The organism is Acidithiobacillus sp. YTS05 (assembly GCF_024396695.1).
GTDB classification, from domain to species: Bacteria; Pseudomonadota; Gammaproteobacteria; order Acidithiobacillales; family Acidithiobacillaceae; genus Igneacidithiobacillus; species Igneacidithiobacillus copahuensis.
Genome location: NZ_CP094359.1, coordinates 2120813 through 2143481 on the forward strand (window position 1 = coordinate 2120813; position 22669 = coordinate 2143481).

Annotated in this window: 16 protein-coding genes; 4 read left to right on the top strand and 12 right to left on the bottom strand. The window is 55.2% G+C overall.

What is annotated here, in order from left to right:
• Positions 1 to 202 precede the first annotated feature (202 nt).
• Positions 203 to 1329 (bottom strand): IS3 family transposase gene (locus tag MQE22_RS10445; RefSeq protein WP_480082164.1). Its coding sequence is split into 2 segments (ribosomal slippage): positions 203 to 1060 and positions 1063 to 1329, totalling 1125 coding nucleotides; the frame shifts between segments, so codons are not numbered across the junction.
• Positions 1330 to 1567: 238 nt separating this feature from the next.
• Positions 1568 to 3904, bottom strand: a complete 2337-nt coding sequence (locus MQE22_RS10450) for a TonB-dependent receptor (protein ID WP_215870762.1) — start codon at positions 3902 to 3904, stop codon at positions 1568 to 1570.
• 464 nt (positions 3905 to 4368) lie between these two features.
• Here MQE22_RS10450 and MQE22_RS10455 point away from each other — a divergent pair, with 464 nt between their 5' ends.
• Positions 4369 to 6906 carry a flavodoxin domain-containing protein gene (locus MQE22_RS10455; RefSeq protein ID WP_215870761.1) on the top strand — a complete coding sequence of 846 codons (2538 nt, stop codon included), beginning with the start codon at positions 4369 to 4371 and terminating at the stop codon, positions 6904 to 6906.
• A gap of 3 nt (positions 6907 to 6909) precedes the next feature.
• Here MQE22_RS10455 and MQE22_RS10460 read toward each other — a convergent pair whose 3' ends face one another.
• Entirely contained in the window at positions 6910 to 7809 is a 900-nt protein-coding gene (locus tag MQE22_RS10460) for a LysR family transcriptional regulator (RefSeq protein WP_215870760.1), read from the bottom strand.
• Between the two features lie 118 nt (positions 7810 to 7927).
• Between MQE22_RS10460 and MQE22_RS10465 the strand changes: the two genes are divergently transcribed.
• On the top strand, positions 7928 to 8962 hold the full coding sequence (locus MQE22_RS10465) for an aromatic ring-hydroxylating dioxygenase subunit alpha (RefSeq protein ID WP_226827475.1): 1035 nt from the start codon (positions 7928 to 7930) through the stop codon (positions 8960 to 8962).
• A gap of 10 nt (positions 8963 to 8972) precedes the next feature.
• On the top strand, positions 8973 to 9137 hold the full coding sequence (locus tag MQE22_RS10470; RefSeq protein WP_215870759.1) for a rubredoxin: 165 nt from the start codon (positions 8973 to 8975) through the stop codon (positions 9135 to 9137).
• Between the two features lie 11 nt (positions 9138 to 9148).
• Here the strand turns inward: MQE22_RS10470 and MQE22_RS10475 are convergent, their stop codons facing one another.
• The 8 genes from MQE22_RS10475 to MQE22_RS10510 are packed head-to-tail and all read right to left on the bottom strand — an operon-like array spanning position 9149 to position 18444.
• Positions 9149 to 9985 (bottom strand): CmcJ/NvfI family oxidoreductase, encoded by an 837-nt coding sequence (locus MQE22_RS10475; protein WP_215870758.1) that lies wholly within the window; start codon positions 9983 to 9985, stop codon positions 9149 to 9151.
• A gap of 3 nt (positions 9986 to 9988) precedes the next feature.
• Entirely contained in the window at positions 9989 to 10441 is a 453-nt protein-coding gene (cdd, locus tag MQE22_RS10480; RefSeq protein WP_215870757.1) for a cytidine deaminase, read from the bottom strand.
• Positions 10438 to 11811, bottom strand: a complete 1374-nt coding sequence (locus tag MQE22_RS10485; protein WP_215870756.1) for a purine-cytosine permease family protein — start codon at positions 11809 to 11811, stop codon at positions 10438 to 10440. The genes cdd and MQE22_RS10485 overlap by 4 nt, the downstream gene beginning before the upstream one ends.
• Positions 11804 to 13321 carry an NCS1 family nucleobase:cation symporter-1 gene (locus MQE22_RS10490; protein WP_215870755.1) on the bottom strand — a complete coding sequence of 506 codons (1518 nt, stop codon included), beginning with the start codon at positions 13319 to 13321 and terminating at the stop codon, positions 11804 to 11806. The genes MQE22_RS10485 and MQE22_RS10490 overlap by 8 nt, the downstream gene beginning before the upstream one ends.
• A 2-nt stretch (positions 13322 to 13323) precedes the next feature.
• Positions 13324 to 14793 (bottom strand): dihydropyrimidinase, encoded by a 1470-nt coding sequence (gene hydA / locus MQE22_RS10495; RefSeq protein ID WP_215870754.1) that lies wholly within the window; start codon positions 14791 to 14793, stop codon positions 13324 to 13326.
• Between the two features lie 3 nt (positions 14794 to 14796).
• Positions 14797 to 16116 (bottom strand): NAD-dependent dihydropyrimidine dehydrogenase subunit PreA, encoded by a 1320-nt coding sequence (preA, locus tag MQE22_RS10500; protein WP_215870753.1) that lies wholly within the window; start codon positions 16114 to 16116, stop codon positions 14797 to 14799.
• Positions 16116 to 17528, bottom strand: coding sequence for an FAD-dependent oxidoreductase (locus MQE22_RS10505; protein ID WP_215870752.1), 1413 nt, complete (start codon positions 17526 to 17528; stop codon positions 16116 to 16118). Before MQE22_RS10505 ends, preA begins: the two co-directional genes overlap by 1 nt.
• Complete coding sequence (locus MQE22_RS10510) at positions 17452 to 18444, bottom strand: nitrilase-related carbon-nitrogen hydrolase (protein WP_255789729.1); 993 nt, start codon at positions 18442 to 18444, stop codon at positions 17452 to 17454. The genes MQE22_RS10505 and MQE22_RS10510 overlap by 77 nt, the downstream gene beginning before the upstream one ends.
• 216 nt (positions 18445 to 18660) lie before the next feature.
• Between MQE22_RS10510 and aptA the strand changes: the two genes are divergently transcribed.
• On the top strand, positions 18661 to 19971 hold the full coding sequence (gene aptA, locus MQE22_RS10515) for an omega-aminotransferase AptA (RefSeq protein ID WP_226827477.1): 1311 nt from the start codon (positions 18661 to 18663) through the stop codon (positions 19969 to 19971).
• A gap of 172 nt (positions 19972 to 20143) precedes the next feature.
• Here aptA and MQE22_RS10520 read toward each other — a convergent pair whose 3' ends face one another.
• Positions 20144 to 22477: a TonB-dependent receptor gene (locus MQE22_RS10520; RefSeq protein WP_226827479.1), complete on the bottom strand. Its 2334-nt coding sequence runs from the start codon at positions 22475 to 22477 to the stop codon at positions 20144 to 20146.
• Between the last annotated feature and the right edge of the window lie 192 nt (positions 22478 to 22669).

Consider the following 22669-nt stretch of genomic DNA (forward strand, 5'->3'; position numbering starts at 1 on the left):
CAAGAACGCACGTAGTCAGGAGCTAGCATGGCCTTCTCAAAGATACCGGCTGAGAGTAAGTATCCGGACTGCTGGGCAAGATAATACCAATCATCGTCACAGGTCCCACCCCTCCCACCGGCCCCCAAGGAAAGTGAGGTGGTCCCCCTGGATTGGACAGCCTGCTGGAGTGATTAAGCTCTGAACCTGTTTCCATGGCGGGTCAGGCCACCAGCCTTTGTAAACCTTCTGCATAGACCACATCGGGTGTTCTGTCTCCCAGAGAAGAGTGCGGTCTTTCGGCATTATACCAGTCGAAGTAGGTCCTGAGGCCAGCTTTCAGCTCGGTTCCAGTTTCTGCTGGCCGCAGGTAGACGTGCTCGTATTTGACGGTGCGCCAAAGCCGTTCGACAAAGACGTTATCCAGGGCCCGGCCTTTGCCGTCCATACTGATTCGAATGCCGTGCTGGCGGAGTACAGAGAGGAAGGACTCCGCGGTGAACTGAGCGCCCTGATCCGTGTTGAAGATCTCGGGGGTGCCATAGCGGCGTATGGCCTCTTTCAGGGCCTCTACGCAGAAACCCGCATCAAGACTGTTGGAAACCCGCCAGGACAACACCTTACGACTGAACCAGTCCACTACGGCTACGAGGTATTGAAATCCTCGTGCCATGGGCAGATAGGTCACATCCGCGGACCAGACCTGGTGGGGACGGTCCACCGTCACGCCACGCAACAGATAAGGATATTTTGGGTGCTGGGGGTGGGGCTTGCTGGTGTGTGGTCCGGGCGCCACCGCGGCAATGTCGAGGATACGCATGGCCCGGTGTACCGTTTTGCGGTTGACCACGACATTCTCCGCTTTCAGCATCCGATGGATCTGCCGCCTACCCATGAATGGAAAGGCGGTGTAGAGGCGATCGATCGCCCGCAACAGCCCGTCGCCCATCGGCCGAGGATGCGCGCGGTAATAGACCGTACTGCGGGGCACGCCCAAAAGAGCGCATTGCCGTTGCACAGAAACTGGGGTTTGGGCCCGGTCGATCATTTGGCGCCTTTCCCGATCCGGGACATGAGACCGGGCCTGGAGGCTAAAAAATCGCGTTCCATCTCCAGCTGTCCGATCTTCCGATACAAAGCCTGCACGTCCACGGGCTCCTCGGTCCGGGACTTTCCCCGTTCAAAGGCCGTGGCCGCATGCTCCACCAGCTGCCGGCGCCAGGCATTGATCATGGTGGGATGTACCCCAAATTCTTGCGCCAGCTCGGCCATCGTCTTATCGCCCTGCAAGGCCGCCAGGGCTACCTGCGCCTTGAATTCCGGCTTGTACTGCTTGCGTTTTCCCTTCATCCCTCGACTCCTTTCCTGAAGCCCAGAGCTTAACCCCTTGTCCAACTTTCGGGGGCCACTTCAAAGATCTGAAACTCGCCCGGCGAAAGATGAGGTACTTAAAAGAACAAGCAAGATTCCAACCAATGCTGGAGCGACTCTGACGGATAGGTACCTTTTAACCATGCAAGCTACTCCATAGAGGGATGCGCAGGAGCTTAGCGCACCCCAGGACCACAGTAAGACAGCTGCTCAAATGTCAGTCGAAGCGCACCCGAACATTTCCACCAACAAACACTGGCGCGCCTGCTTGCCCCTGAAGATAAGAATAGGGTTTCAGCATTTGCTCGGCATACACCAAGTAGTTATTGTTGAGAATATTGTCGGCGTATAGACCAAATTTGACGGATTTGATCATATCCCAGTGCAACGGCATCTCATACGAGGCAGAGAAATCCAAGGTATCGTATGCTGGAAGCGTCAGACCGATCGTCTGACCTTTGTTCGTCGCCATATATTGCCGACCGACGAAGTGCCCCGTCAATGCCGCATAGAGTCCGCCATTTTGATAGCGCACGCCAGCCGTTGCCGTGTAGGTGGGAACGTAAGGCCGATATTCGCCAGGGTACGAGGTGCCATTGGTCCCAACCGATAAGGTGGCATATTTCGCACTGGTGTAATTGTAGGTACCAAACAAGCCAACATGGTCAGCAACCGGCACCTCAAGCCCCAACGTTGCCCCCTGATACAAAGCAGCGCCATTATTATACTCGAACGTCTGACCCGTAGCAGAATCATAATATTCGCTAAAGATATTGGTGAAGTTTCTACGGAAAAACGACAAGCTTCCAGAAATTGCCGAGCCGCTGTAGCGCACACCGAAATCGTAGCTGATATCCCCTTCAGGCTTGACACTGATAGCAGCCGGAGTGGGGGTTGCGCCAATGGCGGAATAATACGCGCTGATATTGGGAACCTTATTGGTTTTACCGACAGAGAAGAACAGGTTGACATCGTGTATCGGGGTGTAAGAAAACCCGAGAGACGGCTCCCAGAAGAAATAGGAATTTCCCACATGCCCACCGTAGGTATAATAGTATCCGGCAATATCATCGCAGCCAGTATTGACGATATTGTATTTCAGCCCAGGATACACGTGTAGCTTACCATCCAGAAGGTCAATGTTGTCCTGGAGATAAACATAATTAAAATTCCTGGTATCATGTTCATTCCAGGCATTGTTGTAACCATCGATGTTGGGCACGGGCGAACTACCATACCAATACTCAGCGCTATGGTCCTGGCTGTAATCTACTAAAGCACCGAGCTCCACCGTGTTGTGAGGGGCAAAGAAGGATACGGAAGGTAAAAATCCAACGCTCTGAATATCATCGATATAATTATGATATTGCGTACCGTTGACGCCCGATCCGAACAGAGCCGTAGGATCATAGCTGTTGTTGGTGGAAGGCGGCGAGGCCCAGGGTTCGAGGTTGGTACCCACGGGATACCCGTCATAGATGGCATAGCCATAGTGCGTTGGATCGTAATATGCAGCGCTGGTAAAGGAGGTGCGATTGGCAGACTGCTGTTGGATAAAGACCTTGGTCTTTGCCATCATGTACTCATTGAGAAGGCTCTTCCAGGAAAGGATCACATTCAACGCATGCGTGTGGGTCGCGCTATATGCGACGCCCAGTGGCGGCTGATAGGAACGACCGTATTTGTCAATCAACGCCAGGGGCACCAACGTTGGTTGTCGCGCCTGCTCGTTGTTGTAGACAGCGACCAACTTGATTTGGGACAGCCCATTGTTATAAGGCTGAACGATTGCCGCATAGTAGGAATTAATATTCGCATAGACATTATTCAGGAAGCTGGGCGCATGAGTGTAAGCATATTTGAACAACATTTCCGTGCCGGTTCCAGGAAGAGTGCCGGAATTCACTGCAAAACCGGAGGTATAGTTGCCACCTCGATAGCCATACTTTCCACCGGAGGAATCCAGGTCAATGTAGAACTTCGGCTCTGGCAGAGCCGGCTCATAGGAAATCGTTCCACCTAACGAATTGATTCCGTTTTGGGATGGCTGATTGGCACCACTAAATACTTTTACAGTCGATATCTGCCCCATTGTCAAAGGGGTGAAGGCATGATCGTCACCAGTCCCACCGACACCTCCGCGAAACACGTTAATAATTGGAACTCCATCAAAGTTAGACGCCATTTGGCTACTGGTAAAACCCTGATAGGTAAATTCATTGTCCGTTGCCGACAGGTTACCGGGACCTTGGGAAATGACATTCATCCCTGGCACATGTTTCAGCACTGATTGGAAATTTTGCGCTGGAGAGGCATGGTCTACCGTTTTCTTGCTGACAGAGGTCACTGCCTTCTCCGGTGGAGCGATTCTCTTCACACCCGCAATGTTCGTGACTGTAGCTGCGCTTTGCGCATCTGCCGTGACGGTGCCCACGGGCGCTTCGCCGCCCGCTCTGGCCTGAACCATATATAAGGCAGACACCGCAGATAACACAGCCATCCATACCACTTTTCCGCGCACTGAAGGCGCTGTCTGACCTGATTGGTGTTTCATAGCTTCTCCCTCTTTATCTGCTGCAAGCTCACAATGAAACAACCGCAAGCGACCCTTAAACCGTCATGAATCGCACAAAACGCCGCATGAACAAGGTCAGCCCCGGTTGTTGCAGACAGTCAACAAGAAATGTTGCCCCCTATAAAGCGCTATTTTTTCCTAGAAGCGGTTCATAAAACGCAACACTTCAGGAAACGCCACTTCCAGGGTTGGTAGTTTGCAGACTCGGACTAGCGTCACCTGGGCTCCCAATATCGCTCTTTGGTCCGGAACATCATGGAGAAACCCCGCGAATCGCCACGTAGTTGGGATACTCGACCCTCTGGCACGATTCTTTGGGCCGCCCAACAAGGACCGGGGAGGGATGCAGTAATTGCAATGGATTGCTGCATAAACTCTTCTTTTATGCAACGAAAAGCGTCTCTATAGTTTGGCTATCTGGTCATTTTCCCAAGAGACGCACCATGTCCAGCTTCCCAGAGGTCCTCAACAATTTGACACCCGAGCTTGCACATGCGTGGCATCCTGTCGCGCTTGTCGAGGAAGTCGGTGAGCAGCCCCTGCAGGTGCGACTACTCGGCGAATCCTGGGTTCTCGTGCGGGTCGCTGGCAAGCTGATGGCTCTTCGCGACCAATGTCCACATCGCAATGCTCCCCTTTCCGCGGGTTGCGTGATCGATGGCGCCCTGGAGTGTCCTTACCACGGTTGGCGTTTTGCCGACGATGGTCATTGCGTGCACATTCCGGCCATGGGTACGCAAGTACCACCGAAAAGTACCGCCGCTCAAGCTCCCGCCGGCCTAGAGGTACGCTACGGCCTGGTCTGGCTCGCGCCAAGGCCACCAAAGGTGCCGTTGATCGAGATCCCCGAATGGAGTGACTCCAAGTTTCGCACGGAGATCATGCCGCCCCTGCGTACCCGCGCCTCTGCCGCCCAAATCGTCGATAATTTTCTCGACGTCACCCATTTTTACTATCTGCATGGAAAGAGCTTTGGCTTGACGTCTCCCGACCCGATCCGGTCGTACCATGTCGAACGTAACGCCAACGAGGTCGTACTGCACCATCAGACCTTTTTTTCGAACGGTTCGGGGCCACTCCTGACCCGCCTCGGTCACTATCATTGCACCTTGCCCTACCAATGCCGGTTATTGGCGGAGTTTCCGGGTAGCGATCGGCAGGACATGATCGCCCTTATTGCGCAACCAGAAGATGGCCAAAGCACCCGCATCTATAAGCTATTGGCCTACAACTGGGGCGAAGCCACGCTACTGGAGGAGATGCTCGCGTTCGAAACCCGCGTCATCGAAGAAGACGTAGCCATGACCGAGCGACTGCCCAGTCACGACGTACCCTTGGCCAACACCGCGCAAGCCCACGCACGCGGCGACGAAATTGGCCTAGCCTGGCGACAAGCCATTCGCCAGGCCTTTCGAAAAGAGCCCGAAGACTGGTCCGTGGCGGACGCGCCGCAGAGGGTTGCGGCAGAGCAGAGATCGACACGCATTACTGCTGTGGGCGCGATTCCTGCGACAGTATTGGTGCTCTACGCCTCGCAGACGGGCTCTGCAGAAGCGCTGGCGATTGCCCTGACGCAGCGCTTGCGAGACAGCGGCATCACCGCAGACTGCACAGCCATGGACGGGTTGTCTCCGCAGGCGTTACATCGCTGGGGAACCGTCATTTTTGTCAGCAGTACCTTTGGTGATGGGGAAGCCCCGGACAATGGCCGCGAATTCTGGCTGGCACTCAGTCAGGCAGACATGCCCCGACTGGAGGCTCTGCGGTATGCAGTGTTGGGTATTGGCGATCGCTCTTTCGATACTTTCTGCGCCCACGGGCGTCGTTTGGACCAACGCTTACGAGATCTGGGCGCTAACACCCTGCTTCCGTGTCTGGAGTCAGAGGCAATAGACAGCGACAGCATCGTCTCCTGGCAGTCAAAACTCCTTGGCCTCTGTTCCCCGGCAACACCCACTCCGCCACCTGCGCCTTCTTTGCGTGTTTTGCCCGAGGGATCCAGTAAGGCGTCTTCCTTCGCGCACGCTCGTCTACTCACTAGTACACAACTTGGACACATGCAGCATGAGCGTTTTCTGCTTCATTGCATCGTGGATATAGCTGAAACTGGACTCCACTATCAAACTGGAGACCTACTGTTGATACTGCCGGAGAATCTGTCGCAGGAGGTAGATGCCTTTTTGGCGGTATCTGGCTTTGGCGGCACGGAGGAGGTTCGCATCGGCAATTGCTCCATGTCTCTCCACGAAGCCTTTACCAAGCATCTGGATATTCGCCGCTGGAGCGCCAAGGCGCTACGGGAAAAACTCCCCAACGAGTCTGCACAGACATTTGTAGAGCGCCTGCGCCCTCTGCAGCCGCGGCGCTATTCCATCGCTTCCAGTGCTAGCGTCAATCCTGAGCAAGTGCACTTGCTCGTCACCGCGCAACGCTCTGATGGGGGCCTGTGCACTGACTATCTAGCCCGTCTCGATCATGGTGTCGAGTTGCGCGTGAACGTCCACGCCAATCCCAAGTTCCGCCTGCCCGCAGAGGATGTGCCCATCATCATGATCGGCGCCGGCAGCGGGCTCGCACCTTTCCTTGGATTTTTGCAGGAACGAGAGGCACGTGGTGACCACGGCAAGAATTGGCTGTTCTTCGGCGAAAGGCATGCTGCCTCCGATTTCCACTTTGCTGACAAAATCCAGCGCTGGCAACACAGTGGGCACCTGCACCGTTTGGATACCGCGTTTTCGAGGGATCAGGTGGAGGCAATTTACGTTCAGCACCGTATTCAGGAGAATGCCGCCCTGTTCTGGGACTGGCTCCAGCAGGGCGCCGTTGTCTATCTGTGCGGCAGCCGGCAACGGCTGGCTAAAGGGGTGAGCGAAACCTTGCAACACATCACCGAGGAATATGGCGGTCTCAGCGCGGAGGATGCCCGCGCCTACTGGGCTGAGCTTCAGCTAGCGGGACGTTTCTGCCAGGATGTCTACTGAGCGCTACCAGGATGGTAAACGATCCTGCAGAATCTCCAATAGCGCTGCCGCTGGCAGAGAAAGTTGTCGCTCAGCACTCATGCACAGACTGAGCACCGAGGAAGGGATATGCCGGTCTGCGAGGGGTACGTAGACCAATTCCCCCGCAGAAATCTCTTTACCGGCATCCATTTTGGTCAGCAGGCCCACACCCAAGCCACGCCTTACCAGCTCCTTCATCAGCAAGATACTGTTGGAGCTGGCGATCACCTCCGGCTGAGCCGACGCCCGTGCCAGGATCTGGTTGACGATCACCCGCAAGTCGAGAGAGGTATCGGCAATCACGAGCTTATAGGGCATGCAATCAGAAAGGCGTATCGAACTCTGCGCCACCAGGGGATGATCCGGCGCCAGCACCGCGCCAATCCGAAAATCCCTTCGTTCCAAGATACGTAGGCCAGGGCTGAGACGCGGGTTGATCGTCAGGCCAAAATCCACGTCGCCGCGAAGAACAGTTTCGGTAACCTGTTGTGCACCATAGACCTGCACCTCAAAAGTTACGCCGGGGTAGCGCTGATGAAATTCCAGAATCGCACTGGCAACAAACTCCGATGCGGCTCCCTCAATGGTAGCGAGCGCCACTGTACCGCGACGGATGCCCTTCAAATCCTCGATACGCGACTGTAAGGATTGCATTTCGTTCTGCCATTTGCGCAGAGCATGGAGCACTTGTTCCCCGGCTGCGGTCAAGCGTAGCCCCTGCGATTGGCGCTCAAAGAGGGGAACCCCAATTTCTTCCTCGATATGCAGGATCTGCCGATCCACCGAGGAGGAAGAGATATGCAGTACCTCCCCCGCCTTGCGCATGGAGCCGTGCCTGGCTGCTGCGTCGAAATAGCGGACAAAACGAGAAAAAGCCCACATATTCGCCACCCCATATGATTGCATTAATTGCATCTAGTATGTGCAAAATTTTTTCTTTTTTGCAATGGATGCGTTTCTTATACTGGACTCTGATGCCGTTCGAAAAGGGAGAACCCAGATGTCCAAGTCTTCTACCATGCCCGCAGAACTCCTCTGTGACCAACGCAGTTTTTCCCACGAAGATTGGGATATTCTTGCACGGTACTGGTATCCCGTGGCGCGTTTGGCCGATCTTGCTGCCCAGCCCATTGCCATGCGTTTGCTGGATGTACCCCTGGTTCTGTGGCGCAGTGCTGAGGGGGTATCGGTAGCCCTGGATCGCTGTCCCCATCGAGGGGTCCCCCTGAGCAAAGGATCCATATGCGATGATCATCTGGTCTGTGCCTATCATGGCCTGCGCTTTGCCGGTGATGGCACTTGCACGCAAATCCCCGCACAACCTGGGCTGCCTCCCTCATCACGATTCTGTCTTCAGTCCTTTCCTGCGGTTGAGCGTTACGGGCTGATCTGGACCTGCCTGCGACCGCAGGGAGAGCCGAAGATCCCACCAATGCCAAGCTGGGAGGAAAGCGGTCACCAACAAATCGTTCCGCCTTTTGTAGACATCAAGGGATCAGCCGGACGTCAAGTGGAAGGATTCATAGACGTTGCCCACTTTGCCTTCGTCCACCACAATGCCTTTGCGGATCCTGACAACCCGGTGGTGCCCAATTACGAGGTTCACGCTGACGGCGACGCAATTTACAGCGATTATGTCAGCACCGTGAGCAATTTCCCCAAAGGGTTACAGCACTTGGCTCCCGAGGGATTTCTCTGGCGCCGGGCCTTTGCCATCTATCCACCGTTCACTGCCCGCCTTACGGTACATTTTCCCGATCATGGCCTATTGAACATTCTCAATGCGGCTTGCCCCATGACTGCGACCAGCACTCGCCTCTTCGTGCCCCTTACGCGCAATTTTGATACCACCGGCCCGTTGGATGAGGTCTACGCCTTCAATGCACAAATCTTTGCCGAAGACCAGGAGATGGTGGAGAGCCAGTGGCCCCGGATACTGCCCCTAGATCCTGCAGCAGAGGCACATTTTGCCGCCGATCGGGCATCGGTAGCCTATCGTCGACGCTTGCGGGAAATGGGCTTACGATTTCAATAGGAGGAATGCGATGAAAACCTGGATCTGTATGATTTGTGGGTTTGTGTATGACGAGGAGGCGGGTAGTCTGGAGCATGGGCTGGCACCCGGTACCGCCTGGGAGGATGTTCCAGAAGACTGGGTCTGTCCTGATTGCGGAACTGGCAAAAACGACTTTGAAATGTTGGAGATCTAACTGGTTCGTAATCAGTCGGATAGGTACACACCGATCCGATATTCACAACTCACCCGCGATGGCTTGGTGAAGGTCGATGAAGAATTGTCGATCGCGGCGTGAAAGCATCCGGGCCAGGCGGGGCTGTCGCCACCCTTTTCCAACGCAAAAGATTGGAAAACAATCATCTCGTGATCCTGCATGCGTGGGAAGTACACCCAGTCATGATTTGGCTTATGGCGCAGCCGAAGAAAGGTGCTGGCTTGACCATCGGGGCTACCGGGCAAGTCCTCCCGCCCAAGCACAATATCCTCGGGCTGTACGCTGCTTCGCCTTATGAGTCCCAGAGGCATGAAGTCGTCATAGTCGCTTTGGAGAATCCGCCAGACATTGAAGACCCGGTAGGAGCGTACGTCCGGGCGCGCAAAATCCCGTTTCCAGTCATCCGCGTTCGCCGCGCTAGTGAAGCAGGCCAGCGTGCGCCAGTATTCCTGCGCACTGAGACTGTAGTCAGAGTGCAGACACGGCACGACCTCACCTTCCCCGGACCGACGCACCGTAATGTACTGGGGATTGGCAAAGAGTTCAAAGCGCTGTTCAGGAAACAGCGAGTGCACCGCAGCGTAAGCGTCAGCAAAGGCCAGGTCACGAAAATCCGGATGTGTTTCGTTGACTCGGCTCCCCGTCAGTAACGTAAAACCTGATCGTTCCAGCATTTGCTGGGGCGATAGCGAGTCCAGATCTGGCCGAGCATCGCGCACTTCGCAATCAAAGACCGGCAGTTCACTACAGTGAAAATTATCGCTGGATGATTGGTATTCTGTGCCAGAAAAGTCTTCCGGCAGGTAACCACGAATGCGAGCACGCAATGGTCATTCCCCTAGCAAATGGAAGCCCAGGTTTTGCGGTCCAAAACTCTGCGGAAACAGATCGGTGAAGGCCAAACTCTGGACGGCACCCTCCCAGGTCGAGACATACGCCCGCAAATCAGGGTGGGCAAATTCATGGAGACGTTGTCGACAGCTCCCACAAGGCCAGGCGGGCTCTTCGCCCTGGCAGATGACATAGACGGCGACCAGAGGCTCAGCACCATGGGCAGACACGAGACGCGCAATGGCGGAAGCCTCGGCGCAGAGGCCGGAAGGATAGGCGGCATTTTCTACATTGCAGCCGCTTACGATTCGACCGGAGACGGTCAGCAAAGCGGCACCCACCGGATAGCGGGAGTAAGGCGACCAAGATCGTTGTAACGCGTCGGCTGCAGCACAGCGGAGCTCCTGCAACAGCTCGTCACTCAGGTTAGAAAACTTTCCAGCATCCATCATGCCGCTCTCCAGGTCCAACGCCTTTCAGCCCAGATCAAACCAAACCCATACAGCATCGCGGCAAACAATGCCGACGCCACCTGCCATGGGAGATACCTCGTCAGCGCGATGGGTAGCCAGGATTCCAGCTGATCCATCCCAATCGCCACCAGCAGCATCGCCACCGCCCAACTTGCCGACCATGACCAAAGGCGGGGAGAATCCGGATTGCCGGGAAAGAAACGGCTGGGTGAATCTTGATAGTAGCGTCCAAGGAACCAATCCACCAACAGAATGAAGGTGAAGGGGAAAAGCAGTTCACCCAGCAAATTCAAAAAACTCTCGACAAACTGCAATATGCCGACGATCGCCAAAAAGGTGGAAAAGCCCCCCAAACCCAATACCACGCCGGGCTGTAACCAGCGCGACGTGCGTTTATTGGCCACGTTGATAACTGCCAGGAATTTGGTTACTGCGGGATAGAGGTTCATGGCGTTGGTGTGGGCGATGGCCAGAATCACCCCGACCGCCGAGATTTCTCCCCAGACCGGCAACTGCTTGCCCAGCAGGGCGATATTCCATTCCCCGCTCATGTCCAGAGCCACCAGCCCGAGGATACCCATGAACAGGACTGCGGTCATGACCCCAAGAGTGGGCATGGACGCAAAGACAAGACTGCGGGACCAGGACTCTTGCCGGGACCAAGGGAAGCAAAAACGGGTAACTGTGGGAAAATCATAAGCCCAAGCGAGCAGACTGAAACTCAGGATGAGATCGATATCCTTGCCCCAGGGAACTGCGCTCTCGGCCATCGGCAGGTGCAAGGGGTAGCGGCTGAAAAGATACCAAGTCAGAACTGCGTAACAGAGTAAAAAAAGAATTGCGGTGTATTTATAAAATTTTTCCAACAACTCCATTCCGAAGAATACCAAAGCAATTTGCGCCGCTCCCAGTAACCAGTACCAAGTCAGTCCAAATCCGGGGAACAGACTATTCAGGATGCTGCCACCAACATCGGTGTTCAAACCAAACCATCCCGCTCCTACCACCGTGTAGAGCAGGGCCAGCACGGTGGCTCCGCCAACCCCAAAGGTACGGCGCGCCATGACCATGGAGATAATGGGCAATTGACGACCCATATGGGCGAGTAGTAGGCCGGGCAAAAACCCGATCAGGGTTGCAAGAACGACCAGCCACACGAAATTGGCCAGTCCCACATCTTTGAGCAACAAGCCAATGACCGGTGTGGTTGCCGAGGCAGAGGCGAGTGCCCAGATCAGAAACAGCATACCCGGACCCATGTTGCGGGATGATTCTGGCACTGGCGCTACCCCCAGACTCTCTACCTTGGCTGGAGATGAATTCGCGGGATCGACTACCGGGTCAGGCATATTGGCTCCGCAGTGCCTGACGACGGCGCAGCAATTGCAGGAGGAGATAGCCAACGCCGGCGACCGCAAAGGTCCAGAGCCAGCCGTAGGTATAGATTCGATCGAGAAAATCAGGATGCTTGACGATGCCCCCCGGAGACACGGCCGCCGTCAGGAATCCAGGGATCAGGGGAACGATGGCCAGGGCCATGGCGACAAAGGCCGGCCAATTCCATCGCCCGTAACGCCCCGACACGCGATACAGATCGATTAAGGACAGATCTTGTCGGCGCCAGACCCAATAGTCCGCAATCATTACTCCAGCGATCGCTCCCAATAAACTGCCATATCCAGCCAGCCAGGTGAAAATGTAAGCGCCTGCATGCTCCATCAAAAGCCAAGGGCACATCAGGATCCCCACGATACCGGTAAGTAAGCCACCAAGGCGAAAACTGATCCATCGTGGCGCAAGATTGGAAAAGTCATTGGATGGAGAGACGACATTAGCCCCCATATTGATGCTTGTCTGTGCCAGTAGGATGACTCCGAGAGCGAGAAGCAGGAGGAAGCCGTTATCGGTAAGGTACGGGATCAGCTCAATCGGATTCCACAAGGTCTTGTGAAAAACCTCCAAGGCGGCCGCCGTGACAAACAGTCCCACAAAGCTCGTGCCCATCATACCGAGGGGCAGTCCAATGGACTGACCAATCAGTTGCGCCCGCTGCGATTTGGCATACCGGGTAAAATCAGGAATATTGAGACTCAGGGTCGCCCAGTTTCCGACATTGGCTGCAAGGCCTGGCCAAAATAGCTCCCAAAACGTGTAAGAAGAAGATGCCGTCAGTTGTGTCGAGGCCCGCAGGGTTGCGAGAAATCCTGGCCCTACACTGAGCGCCCAGATCATCAGCGTCAGCAACAGCAGCAGCAGGATGGGTGCAGCAGCACTTTCAAAGCGCTTGATAGCCCCCATTCCGCGGGAAACGATAGCCATCTGTACGAGCCAGAATGCACCAAAGGCGAAAAATTCATGGCCCGCGATCCCCATCCACGCGGTCCAGAAGTGTGACAGCAAAGCCGATAGCGCCAAACCACCAAGCCAGGTCTGGATACCAAACCAGCCACAACCCACCAAGCCCCGGGCCATAGCCGCCACCTTAGCGCCCTCGGTGCCAAAGGCAGCACGCACAAAAACCGGGAAGGGGATGCCAAAGCGCACCCCCACCCAGGCATTGAGCAACATGGGTATCAGGACGATCAGATTGCCAAGGGTGATGGTCAACAGCGCCTGCCACCACAACATGCCCGCCGCCATCAGACCAGAAGCCAGGGTGTAGTTAGTCAGCGCCGCCGACATGCTGACCCATAGGGCCGTATAATTCCAGGCACCCCAACTGCGCCGTGCCCGCGGGATCGGCGCAAGATCCTCGTTGTATAAGGGAGTTTGCTCCGCCTCAGCGCATAATTGCCTCAGCTCTACACCCTCCGGAACGGCGATGCGGAAACTAGGGCTCTCTGGCGAGATGGAGCGCATGATCAAAGCCTTCCATCCGCACCGTTGCCAGCGGAACGTGGCACGGATCTCAGGGGATGCCGACCATTTTGCCGAACTTGCGCCTGGATATACGCTGGAAATGCTGGACGATTTACGTAGGCACCGGAACCGACTGCCGCCAGGATCTTCCCGTCGGCATAAGCTATTCGTCCGTTGCTAACGGTGTACGCCGGAGCACCCGTGATCTCCATCCCCTCAAATACATTAAAGTCCACCCGTTGATGTTGGGTTTCCGCACGAATGGTACGCACCAGCGCAGGATCCCAGACCACCAGGTCAGCATCGGCGCCCACCCGAATGACCCCTTTTCTGGGATAGATATTGAAGATCCGCGCGGCATTGGTAGAGGTTAGGGCGACGAACTCATTGGCCGTCAAACGGCCCATATTCACCCCGTGATGCCAGAGGACGGCCATGCGATCTTCCACTCCAGCGGTACCGTTGGGAATCTTGGCAAAGTTTTCACGTCCCATCTCTTTCTGCTCACCACAAAAGCAGCAATGATCCGTTGCTGTGGTTTGCAACACGCCTCCCGACAACGCATCCCAAAGGGCTTCCTGATGGGCCTTGGGGCGAAAGGGCGGACTCATGACGTGCGCGGCAGCGCGATTCCAGTCTTTGTCGTAATACACTGATTCATCGATGAGAAGGTGCTGGGTGAGGCATTCCCCGAAGACGCGTTGGCCCTGTCGCCGCGCTGCCGCAATAGCGTCAACCGACTCGATAGCAGAATTGTGCACGAGGTATAATGGCACGCCGAGAATTCCGGCAATCTGGATGACCCGCTGTGCAGCCTCACCCTCTACCTTTGGGGGACGTGATTGCGGATGACCCTCGGGGCCCAATATCCCCTTCTTTTGTAGCAGTTTCTGCAGATAGTCCACCAGCTCCCCGTTCTCGGCATGAACGGTAGGCAACGCTCCCAACTCCAGGGCACGCGGAAAACTTTGGGTGAGCACTCCATCGTCTGCCATGATGGCCCCTTTGTATGCCATAAAGTGCTTGAAGCTGTTCACCCCCCAGTCGCGCACCAAAGTGCCCATGTCGTCATGGACCGATTCATCCCACCAAGTCACGGCGACATGGAAGGAATAATCGCAACAGCTCTTTTCGGCCCACTGGCGCCATTTGTGATAGGCGTCCAAGAGACGCTCCCCAGGGCTGGGGATCACAAAATCGATGATCATCGTCGTGCCACCGGCAAGCGCGGCAGCGGTGCCCGAGTAGAAATCCTCACTCGCCACCGTGCCCATGAACGGTAGTTGCATGTGGGTATGCGGATCGATGCCGCCGGGCATCACCAGGCAATTGCGGGCATCGATCACGGTGTCTATCCCGCTGGCAGAAATGCCCGGTTCCAATGCGACGATCTTTCCGTCCTCACAAAGGACATCAGCCGCATAGCTTTGATCAGCATTGATGACCGTACCGTGCTTGATCAAGAGTGACATGGGCTACTCCTTCTCTCGTTCCATCGCGTGACAAAGCGCCAGAGGATTCGCTGGATGTTCTCGCCAGCTGCGGGGAATAGAATTGATGACTTGCCCCGTTCGCGGGTCCGTACCCTCGCGCATTGGCGCCATACTTATGCAATCGGGCACAGGACATACCGCTACACACAGGTTACAACCCACACAATCCGCGGCCTTCACTTGGTACAGCCCGGTCGCGGATACTTTCTCAATGGCTTGGTGCGAGGTGTCCTCACAGGCAATGAAACAGCGTCCGCAGCCAATACAACGATTCGCGTCAATCTCCGCCTTGGTCACGTAATTCAGATTCAGGCAGTTCCAGTCGCAGACGTTGGGCAGGGCCCTGCCTTGCAGATCTGCCAATGTTGCGTAGCCTTTCTCGTCCATCCACATCTCCAGACCCTCGGCAAGATCCTCGATGATGCGAAATCCATAGAGCATGGCGGCGGTGCAGACCTGCACATTGCCCGCACCCAAGGCCAGAAACTCGGCGGCATCGCGCCAACTGGTCACCCCGCCAATACCGGAAACCGGCAGTCCGGCGAGAGTCGGATGCCGACCGATTTCTGCAAGCATGTGCAACGCAATGGGTTTGACTGCGGGGCCGCAATAGCCTCCGTGCGTGCCTTTACCATCAATGCTGGGCACCGGGGCCATGGTATCCAGGTCCACACTGATCAAGGAATTGACGGTGTTGATCAGGGACACTGCGTCGGCGCCGCCGGCCTTGGCCGCGACCGCGCTCCAGGTGATATCTGTGACATTGGGAGTCAATTTTACAATCACGGGCAAACGGGTATGCGCCTTGGCCATGCGGGTGACTGCCTCCACCAGCTGTGGCGCCTGCCCCATGGCCGCGCCCATACCGCGCTCCGACATTCCATGAGGGCAACCCAGGTTCAGTTCGATGCCGTCGGCCCCGGTAGCAGCAATTTCCGGCAACCAGCGGGCCCACTGCTCTTCTTCTAGGGGAAACATCACCGAAACCACGACCGCGCGGTCGGGCCAACGCGATTTGATACGGGCAATTTCTTCCAGGTTTGTGCCGATGGGTCGGTCACTGATCAGCTCGATATTGTTGAAGCCCTGCACCCGCTGATTGTCACCACGCCAGAAGCCATACCGGGGACCATTGACGTTGACGACTGGTGGATCGATCCCCAAGGTTTTCCAGACTACCCCACCCCAGCCGGCCGCAAACGCCCGTTCGACATTCACTTCGCGATCGGTGGGCGGCGCCGAGGCAAGCCAAAAAGGATTGGGCGAGGAAATGCCAACAAAGGTATTGTGCAAAGATGCCATCAAGCGACCTCAGATTTCAGATCAGCGAGAATGGCGCTGGCGACGCGCTTGGCATCGGCAACCGCATGCACGGTAAGATCCGGGCTGCGGCCGGCACAATCCCCTGCCGCATAGACAAAGGGTAGATTGGTGCGCCCTAGCGCATCGACAGCAATCTTGCCCTGAGCATCGAGCGCCACTGACATCAACTTTGGGTCATCCACCCAAGCACTTTGATCCAGCGTCTGTCCAATCGCTGTAAAGATCTGATCGGCGAAGCAAGTCACCGACTTTCCCGAGGGGACCCACTTCCCCGCCTCTTTGTGCCAGAAATCCATCAACAGCTCCATGCCGCCACCCACGGCTTCCCGGATCTCCACTGGCCGCAATCCTGCATGAATCAGCACCCCTTGATCTCGCGCCAATTGGCGCTCGTGCTCGCTCGCCACCATGTCTTCAATGCCCCGTCGATAGCAGATGTGGACGATGCCAGCGCCCAGCAGGCGAATCTGAATAGCGATATCGATCGCGGTCATACCACCACCAATTACCACCACTTCCCGACCGACCGGCACGGTCTCGCCCCGCCGCAGTGCGGCGATGAAAGGAACGGCAGGCAGAACCCCTGGCAGCTCCTCACCAGGGATCTGCAGTCGACGTTGGGCGGCGAGGCCCAGCGCCAGAACAACCGCGTGGTACTGCTCGCGTAAGGATGCAAGTGTGACATCCCGACCCAAGACGGTCTGCAAACGAATCTCGATGCATGGATGCCGTAAGAGCCACGCCGCCTCCTTCTGCGCCGCATCATCGAGCATTTTGTAGGCAGCGATCCCCGTTTCATTGAGCCCCCCCGGCCGACTATCGCCATCCAACAGGGTGACCTGTGCCCCTTCCTCAGCCAGCAAGCGTGCGACGGTCATACCCGCCGGTCCTGCACCAATGATGGCGACGCGAAAGCTACCGGCCGATACTGGCGCCGTGGCTCCAGGACGCGCGTGCTCCATGGCTAACCGCTGCAAAAGACCGATGCGCACGGCACCCCCGGCATCAGAAACACGCACGCAGGATGCCTCACACAAGGCTTCCACCGGGCAGACACGGGCACAACTCATGCCCAAGGGATTTTCGCGAAGGATGAGGGAAGCGGCTCGTGCGGGCTGGCCAACGGCCAAGGCACGAATAAAGGCGGGGATATCGATCGCTGCCGGGCAGGCGTCGGTGCAGGGAGCGTCGTAACAGGTAAAGCAGCGTTCTGCCTCCACAACTGCATCGACATCTGCCAGCCGCGTTTCCATACCCCGAAAGCGATTGGCTACCGCCTCCTCGGTCAAGGCATGCCGCTCCATCAGAAAACCCTCATGGTTGGCATAGCGGCCCATACAAGTCCGGGCGTCGGTCCCGATAAAACTGCCAAAGATCACGTACTTCGGCAATTTGCTCCAGATCCAGGTCGGCCACCAGAACTTCCTCTTGGTCCCGACTCGCTTGGGCAATAATCTGGCCGCGGGGATTGGCAAAATAACTTTGCCCGTAAAATTCACCAATGTTCCATGGCCCTTCCGTGCCGACACGGTTTATAGCACCGACAAAATACCCATTCGCTGCTGCATGAGCTGGTTGCTCCAGCTTCCAGAGATATTCCGAGAGTCCGGCTACGGTAGCAGAGGGGTTGAAGACAATTTCGGCACCGTGCAGCCCCAAAGCCCGCGCCCCTTCCGGGAAATGACGATCGTAGCAAATATAGACACCTACTTGGGCATACGCCGTCTGGAATACCGGATATCCTAAGTTGCCAGGACGAAAAAAGAATTTTTCCCAGAATCCTTGTACTTGGGGAATATGTGTCTTACGATATTTCCCCAGATAGCGACCATCTGCATCGATAACAGCGGCAGTATTATAATAGACGCCGGCCATCTCCCCTTCATAGACGGGAACAATCAATACCATGGAATATTTTTTGGCATACTCCTGCATCAGTTTAATCGTTTCTCCCTCCGGTACCGGTTCGGTCAACCCATACCAGCGGATATCCTGACTGGGACAGAAATAAGGACCATAAAAGAGCTCCTGCATACTAAGTATCTGCACACCTTGCGCGGCAGCATTTTCGATATGCCGCAAGTGACGGCCAATCATCTCTACCTTGATGGCTTGCGGAGTCATCTCTGCTGCGCCTGCGGACTGCGGCGCCTGCACCAAAGCCACTTTAACGATTCTACTCATGAACTTTCCTTGCGCTAAAATACCGTAGGTGTTTTTGCCACTGCAAATGCAAGCTTCGTGCCATAGAGCGTAACGTCGTCCGACCGAGCAATCTTCAGAAAACTCCCATCCGAAATAGTGCAAGAGTTTTCCTTACCAGAGTTACCGTTGCGCAACACTATGGGTAGCGTGCACTTTTTTACACAGGATTTCAGCTGATAATGCACGATAATGATGCTATCGCACTATTTTGGGTCCCCACGTTGGGGCATTTTCTGGACTACTCGGAAAACAGTTTTTGGAATACTGAGGCATGAGGATTGCTTTTGTTCCTGCATTTTTCACATTAGGGAAGCACTAATGCCCAAAGAAATGCCGCTCGACGCATTCTGGATGCCATTCACCGCCAATCGCCGTTTCAAGGCCGCTCCCCGCCTTTTGGAACGCGCCGAAGGGATGTTCTATTGGGATACTGAGGGACGAAAGATTCTGGACGCGACTTCCGGGCTCTGGTGTGTAAACGCTGGTCACTGTCGAGCCGAGATTCAGCAAGCCATTAGCAAACAAAGTGCGGATCTGGATTTTGCCCCGACCTTTCAGATGGGGCACCCCCTTCCCTTCCAGTTTGCCCAACGTCTGACGCAACACAGCCCGACGGGTCTGGACCATGTCTTTTTCACTAACTCTGGGTCAGAGTCTGTTGATACTGCGCTCAAATTCGCCCTTGCCTATCATCATGCCAAGGGGGATACTGCTCGGACTCTACTGATTGGCCGGGAGAAGGGCTATCATGGCGTGGGGTTCGGTGGAATATCGGTGGGCGGGCTACCCAACAATCGCCGTGCCTTTGGCAATCTGCTTCAGGTAGACCATCTACCGCATACCCTGGATCAGAAACGGCATCGTTTCTGCCGTGGACTACCGCCTTATGCGGTGGAACCAGCCGAAGCCTTGGAAACGCTGATTGATCAGCATGGTGCGGGCCGCATCGCAGCGGTCATCGTCGAACCAGTGGCAGGCTCCGCTGGTGTCATTATCCCGCCCGAGGGCTACCTCCAACGGCTGCGAGAAATTTGCTCCGCACACGGTATTTTACTGATCTTTGATGAGGTCATTACCGGCTTTGGCCGTCTCGGAACTCCATTTGCAAGTCAATTTTTTGATGTGCTTCCTGACATCTTCACAACTGCCAAGGGCCTCACAAATGCGGCAGTCCCTATGGGGGCGGTATTTGTCAGCGATACCGTTCACGAAACTTTAATGACGGGGCCAGAGGAACAAATCGAGTTCTTTCACGGCTACACTTACTCAGGCCACCCGCTCGCGTGTGCGGCAGGTCTTGCGGCCCTGGATATTTACGAACGCGAAGCCCTTTTTTCGCGGGCCGCGGAAGTCGCGCCGGCCTTCGAGGAGATGATTCACAGTCTAGCCGGCCTTGCGCATGTAGTGGATATCCGCAATCTCGGTCTGATGGCCGCCATAGAATTGGAACCCATTCCCGGAAAACCCGGAGAACGTGGCCATGCCGCACTGACGGCTGCGTTTGCTGCGGGTTTGCTGATTCGCGTAACAGGCGACACGATTGCTCTGTCTCCGCCGTTGGTTCTGGAGCCTGAACACCTTGCGCAAATGGAAAAGACGCTGAGGAGCATCTTGGAGTCGCTGGCATAGACTAGACCGGATCTGCGTTTTTATTCCGCCTGAGCTTCTTCAAAAACATTACGGCTAGCTGCTGGGTACTGCATCATGCGGCGCGCAGGTGCAGACCATCAGGAGACTTCGATGTTCTCGTCCGCCCGAGAGGCGATCATCACCACCTGGGCGGAGTCGCGGAAGAGTCTTACTAGAAGCGCACTTGAACCGTCCCGAAAAATGAGCGCGGCATCATTGGCTCTGCCTCCAGATAGTTGCCGCTGTAACCATTGACGTAAGCGAACTGTTTTTCCATGACATAGGCATCGGAATTCAGCAGGTTCACCCCCGTCAAGCTGAGGGTGATGTCATCAATACCGTCTTCGTGTACGGGAAATTCGTGGGATAAATTGAAGCTCATGGTCGCGTAGGCTGGCATACTCAGACTGGTAGGCGCGCCAGTGCTGGCCTCGATGTATTGGGGGCCCACCAAGTTCGCGTATAAACGCCCTTTGGTACCCTCATAGTGAGCCAAAATACCCAGGCCCGCAAGATACGTTGGGGTGTTTGGACGAGGCTGACCTATACTGGTTGCCACACCATACTGACTGGAAGAATTGCTAGTGTACTCGGCATTTTGCAAGGAATAATTCCCATACAAGGAAAGATATCGATCGAGAGCAATTTGGGTGGCAAGATTGATTCCCTGATATTGCGAAGAACCAATGTTATATTCATAGGTCAGGCCGGTGGTAGTATCGTAATACGAACTAAAGGTATGCACGAAATCGGATCGGTAGAATGAAAGACTCACATCGACTGGTCCATGATGATACTGCGCACCAAACTGGTAGGTATTTACCCGCTCCGGCTTGATGGTTACCGGAGTCGATGGACTGGTGGTCGTCGCGTTGCTATCCGCCGAATAAAATGCAGTGATGTTCGGATATTTGTAACCCACCGCGTAATCCGCGAATAGCTTCACCGAGGGTATCGGTTGATATTCAATTCCCACGTAGGGACTGAGTTCGCTATAGCTTCGCCCGCTATTGGCACCAACGGAATAGTAGTATCCGGGTACGTCATTGAGATGAGTATACATCGTCTCATACTTCAGCCCGGGCGTGATCGCTACCGAGGAAACGGGTTTGATCTTGGCTTGGGCATACACTTTGCTGTACATACGCCAGCCGTGCTCGTCCCATAGGTCATTGTACCCAGAAATCTTCGGGACATCTGGACTGCCATACACAAAATCCTGAGAGTCATAGGTGGACACCATGGCCAAGCCACCCGCCTTCAAATCAACATAGTGCTGAAACCAATGCACCGATGGGTTCAAACCAAAGGTATTTGTCTGATACGTATAGCTGTGGTAGTTGTCGCCATTGATGGTTTGTGCCTGGCAAGCAGCGGAATCGTTACCCATGAAGTCATTCCCGGAATACTGGCACACCGTCATCGGCGGGTTGAGATAAAAGGTAACAAAACTGTTGTAAGGCGAATTGGAACTGGGATCGACATACTCCAGTCGATCGGAATTCGAGTAGGCATAGAATGCCTTTACGCCAAGAACGGTATCTTCGGAAAGCAAGGTCTTGTTCTGCAACACGGCCATCATGTGTTCCGTCTTGCTGTTGGAATAAGTAAAATTGCTCGGCCATTGGTAATATCGCCCATATTGGTCGAGCACCGCCGTTGGCATTCGCGCTGGAGTTGCCCCCTGATTTTTATTCAAAAGGAAGATCAGCGACCATTTTGATGTGGGTGAGATTTCCGGCAAATCATAGGCTGCATAATAGGAATACTGCCGGTCGTGGGCTCCCTGAAGATAGCCATCGGTCTGCCGCGATGAGAAACGCGCAAATAGGTTTCCATATCCTGCATTTTCTCCGGTATTTGCTTCGACTCCATAATTCAGCGTTGCGAAGGAACCATAGCCGCCGAAAACGGTAGCGTACATCTCCTTACCAGGCATACGCGGCAGATAGTCAATGTTGCCGCCGATTGCCCCCACCGAATTGATATCAGGCGCAGGAGTGCCATAGGTAACGCGAATGCCCGAGGTTTCTCCAAGAGTGATGGGAACGAGATTGGTCAGGTCTGCATAGTTGTTGTTACCGCCAGACAGACCACCATTGAACAAATCGGCAATAGGCAAATCATCGAAGGTGTAGCCCACCTGTGTTTGCGAGAATCCGCGCACGGAGATATGCGTTTTGACACCGATAGGATTGGTACTGGTGGCGTTGATTCCCGGCACAAAACTCAGAATCGTTGAGGCATTCTGAGTGGACTCTTGGCCCTTGATGAACTCTTTGGGGATCAGAGCAGTCTCTGCCCCATATACCGGTTTGACATGCGTCAGAGCGGCCTTGTCAACCATGCGCAAAAGATTCTTTTTTATTTTCTCGATCTTATAGACCTTATTCGCGGACGATTTATCTGCATCCGCTGCGTGCGTCGCCAGCGGAGCCCCGCAGGCCATTGCCGCGACGGCGGCGAAAAGAGCCGATCTGATCTGGTTGTTTCTAACTGCACTCATAGCAATCTCCTGTTGATGTAGCAGCGGCCTTCTTAACCATATTCACAGCAAGGAATATGCCAAGGCGATTTCAGCCCGGTAGCCAGTTGATGCGGCGTATGGATCACGATCTGCACTATAATGGTTCACGATGCATGGCGTGTGACTCTCTTCAAATCCTTAAACGAATGGCGTCGAGCCAAAATAGTGCAG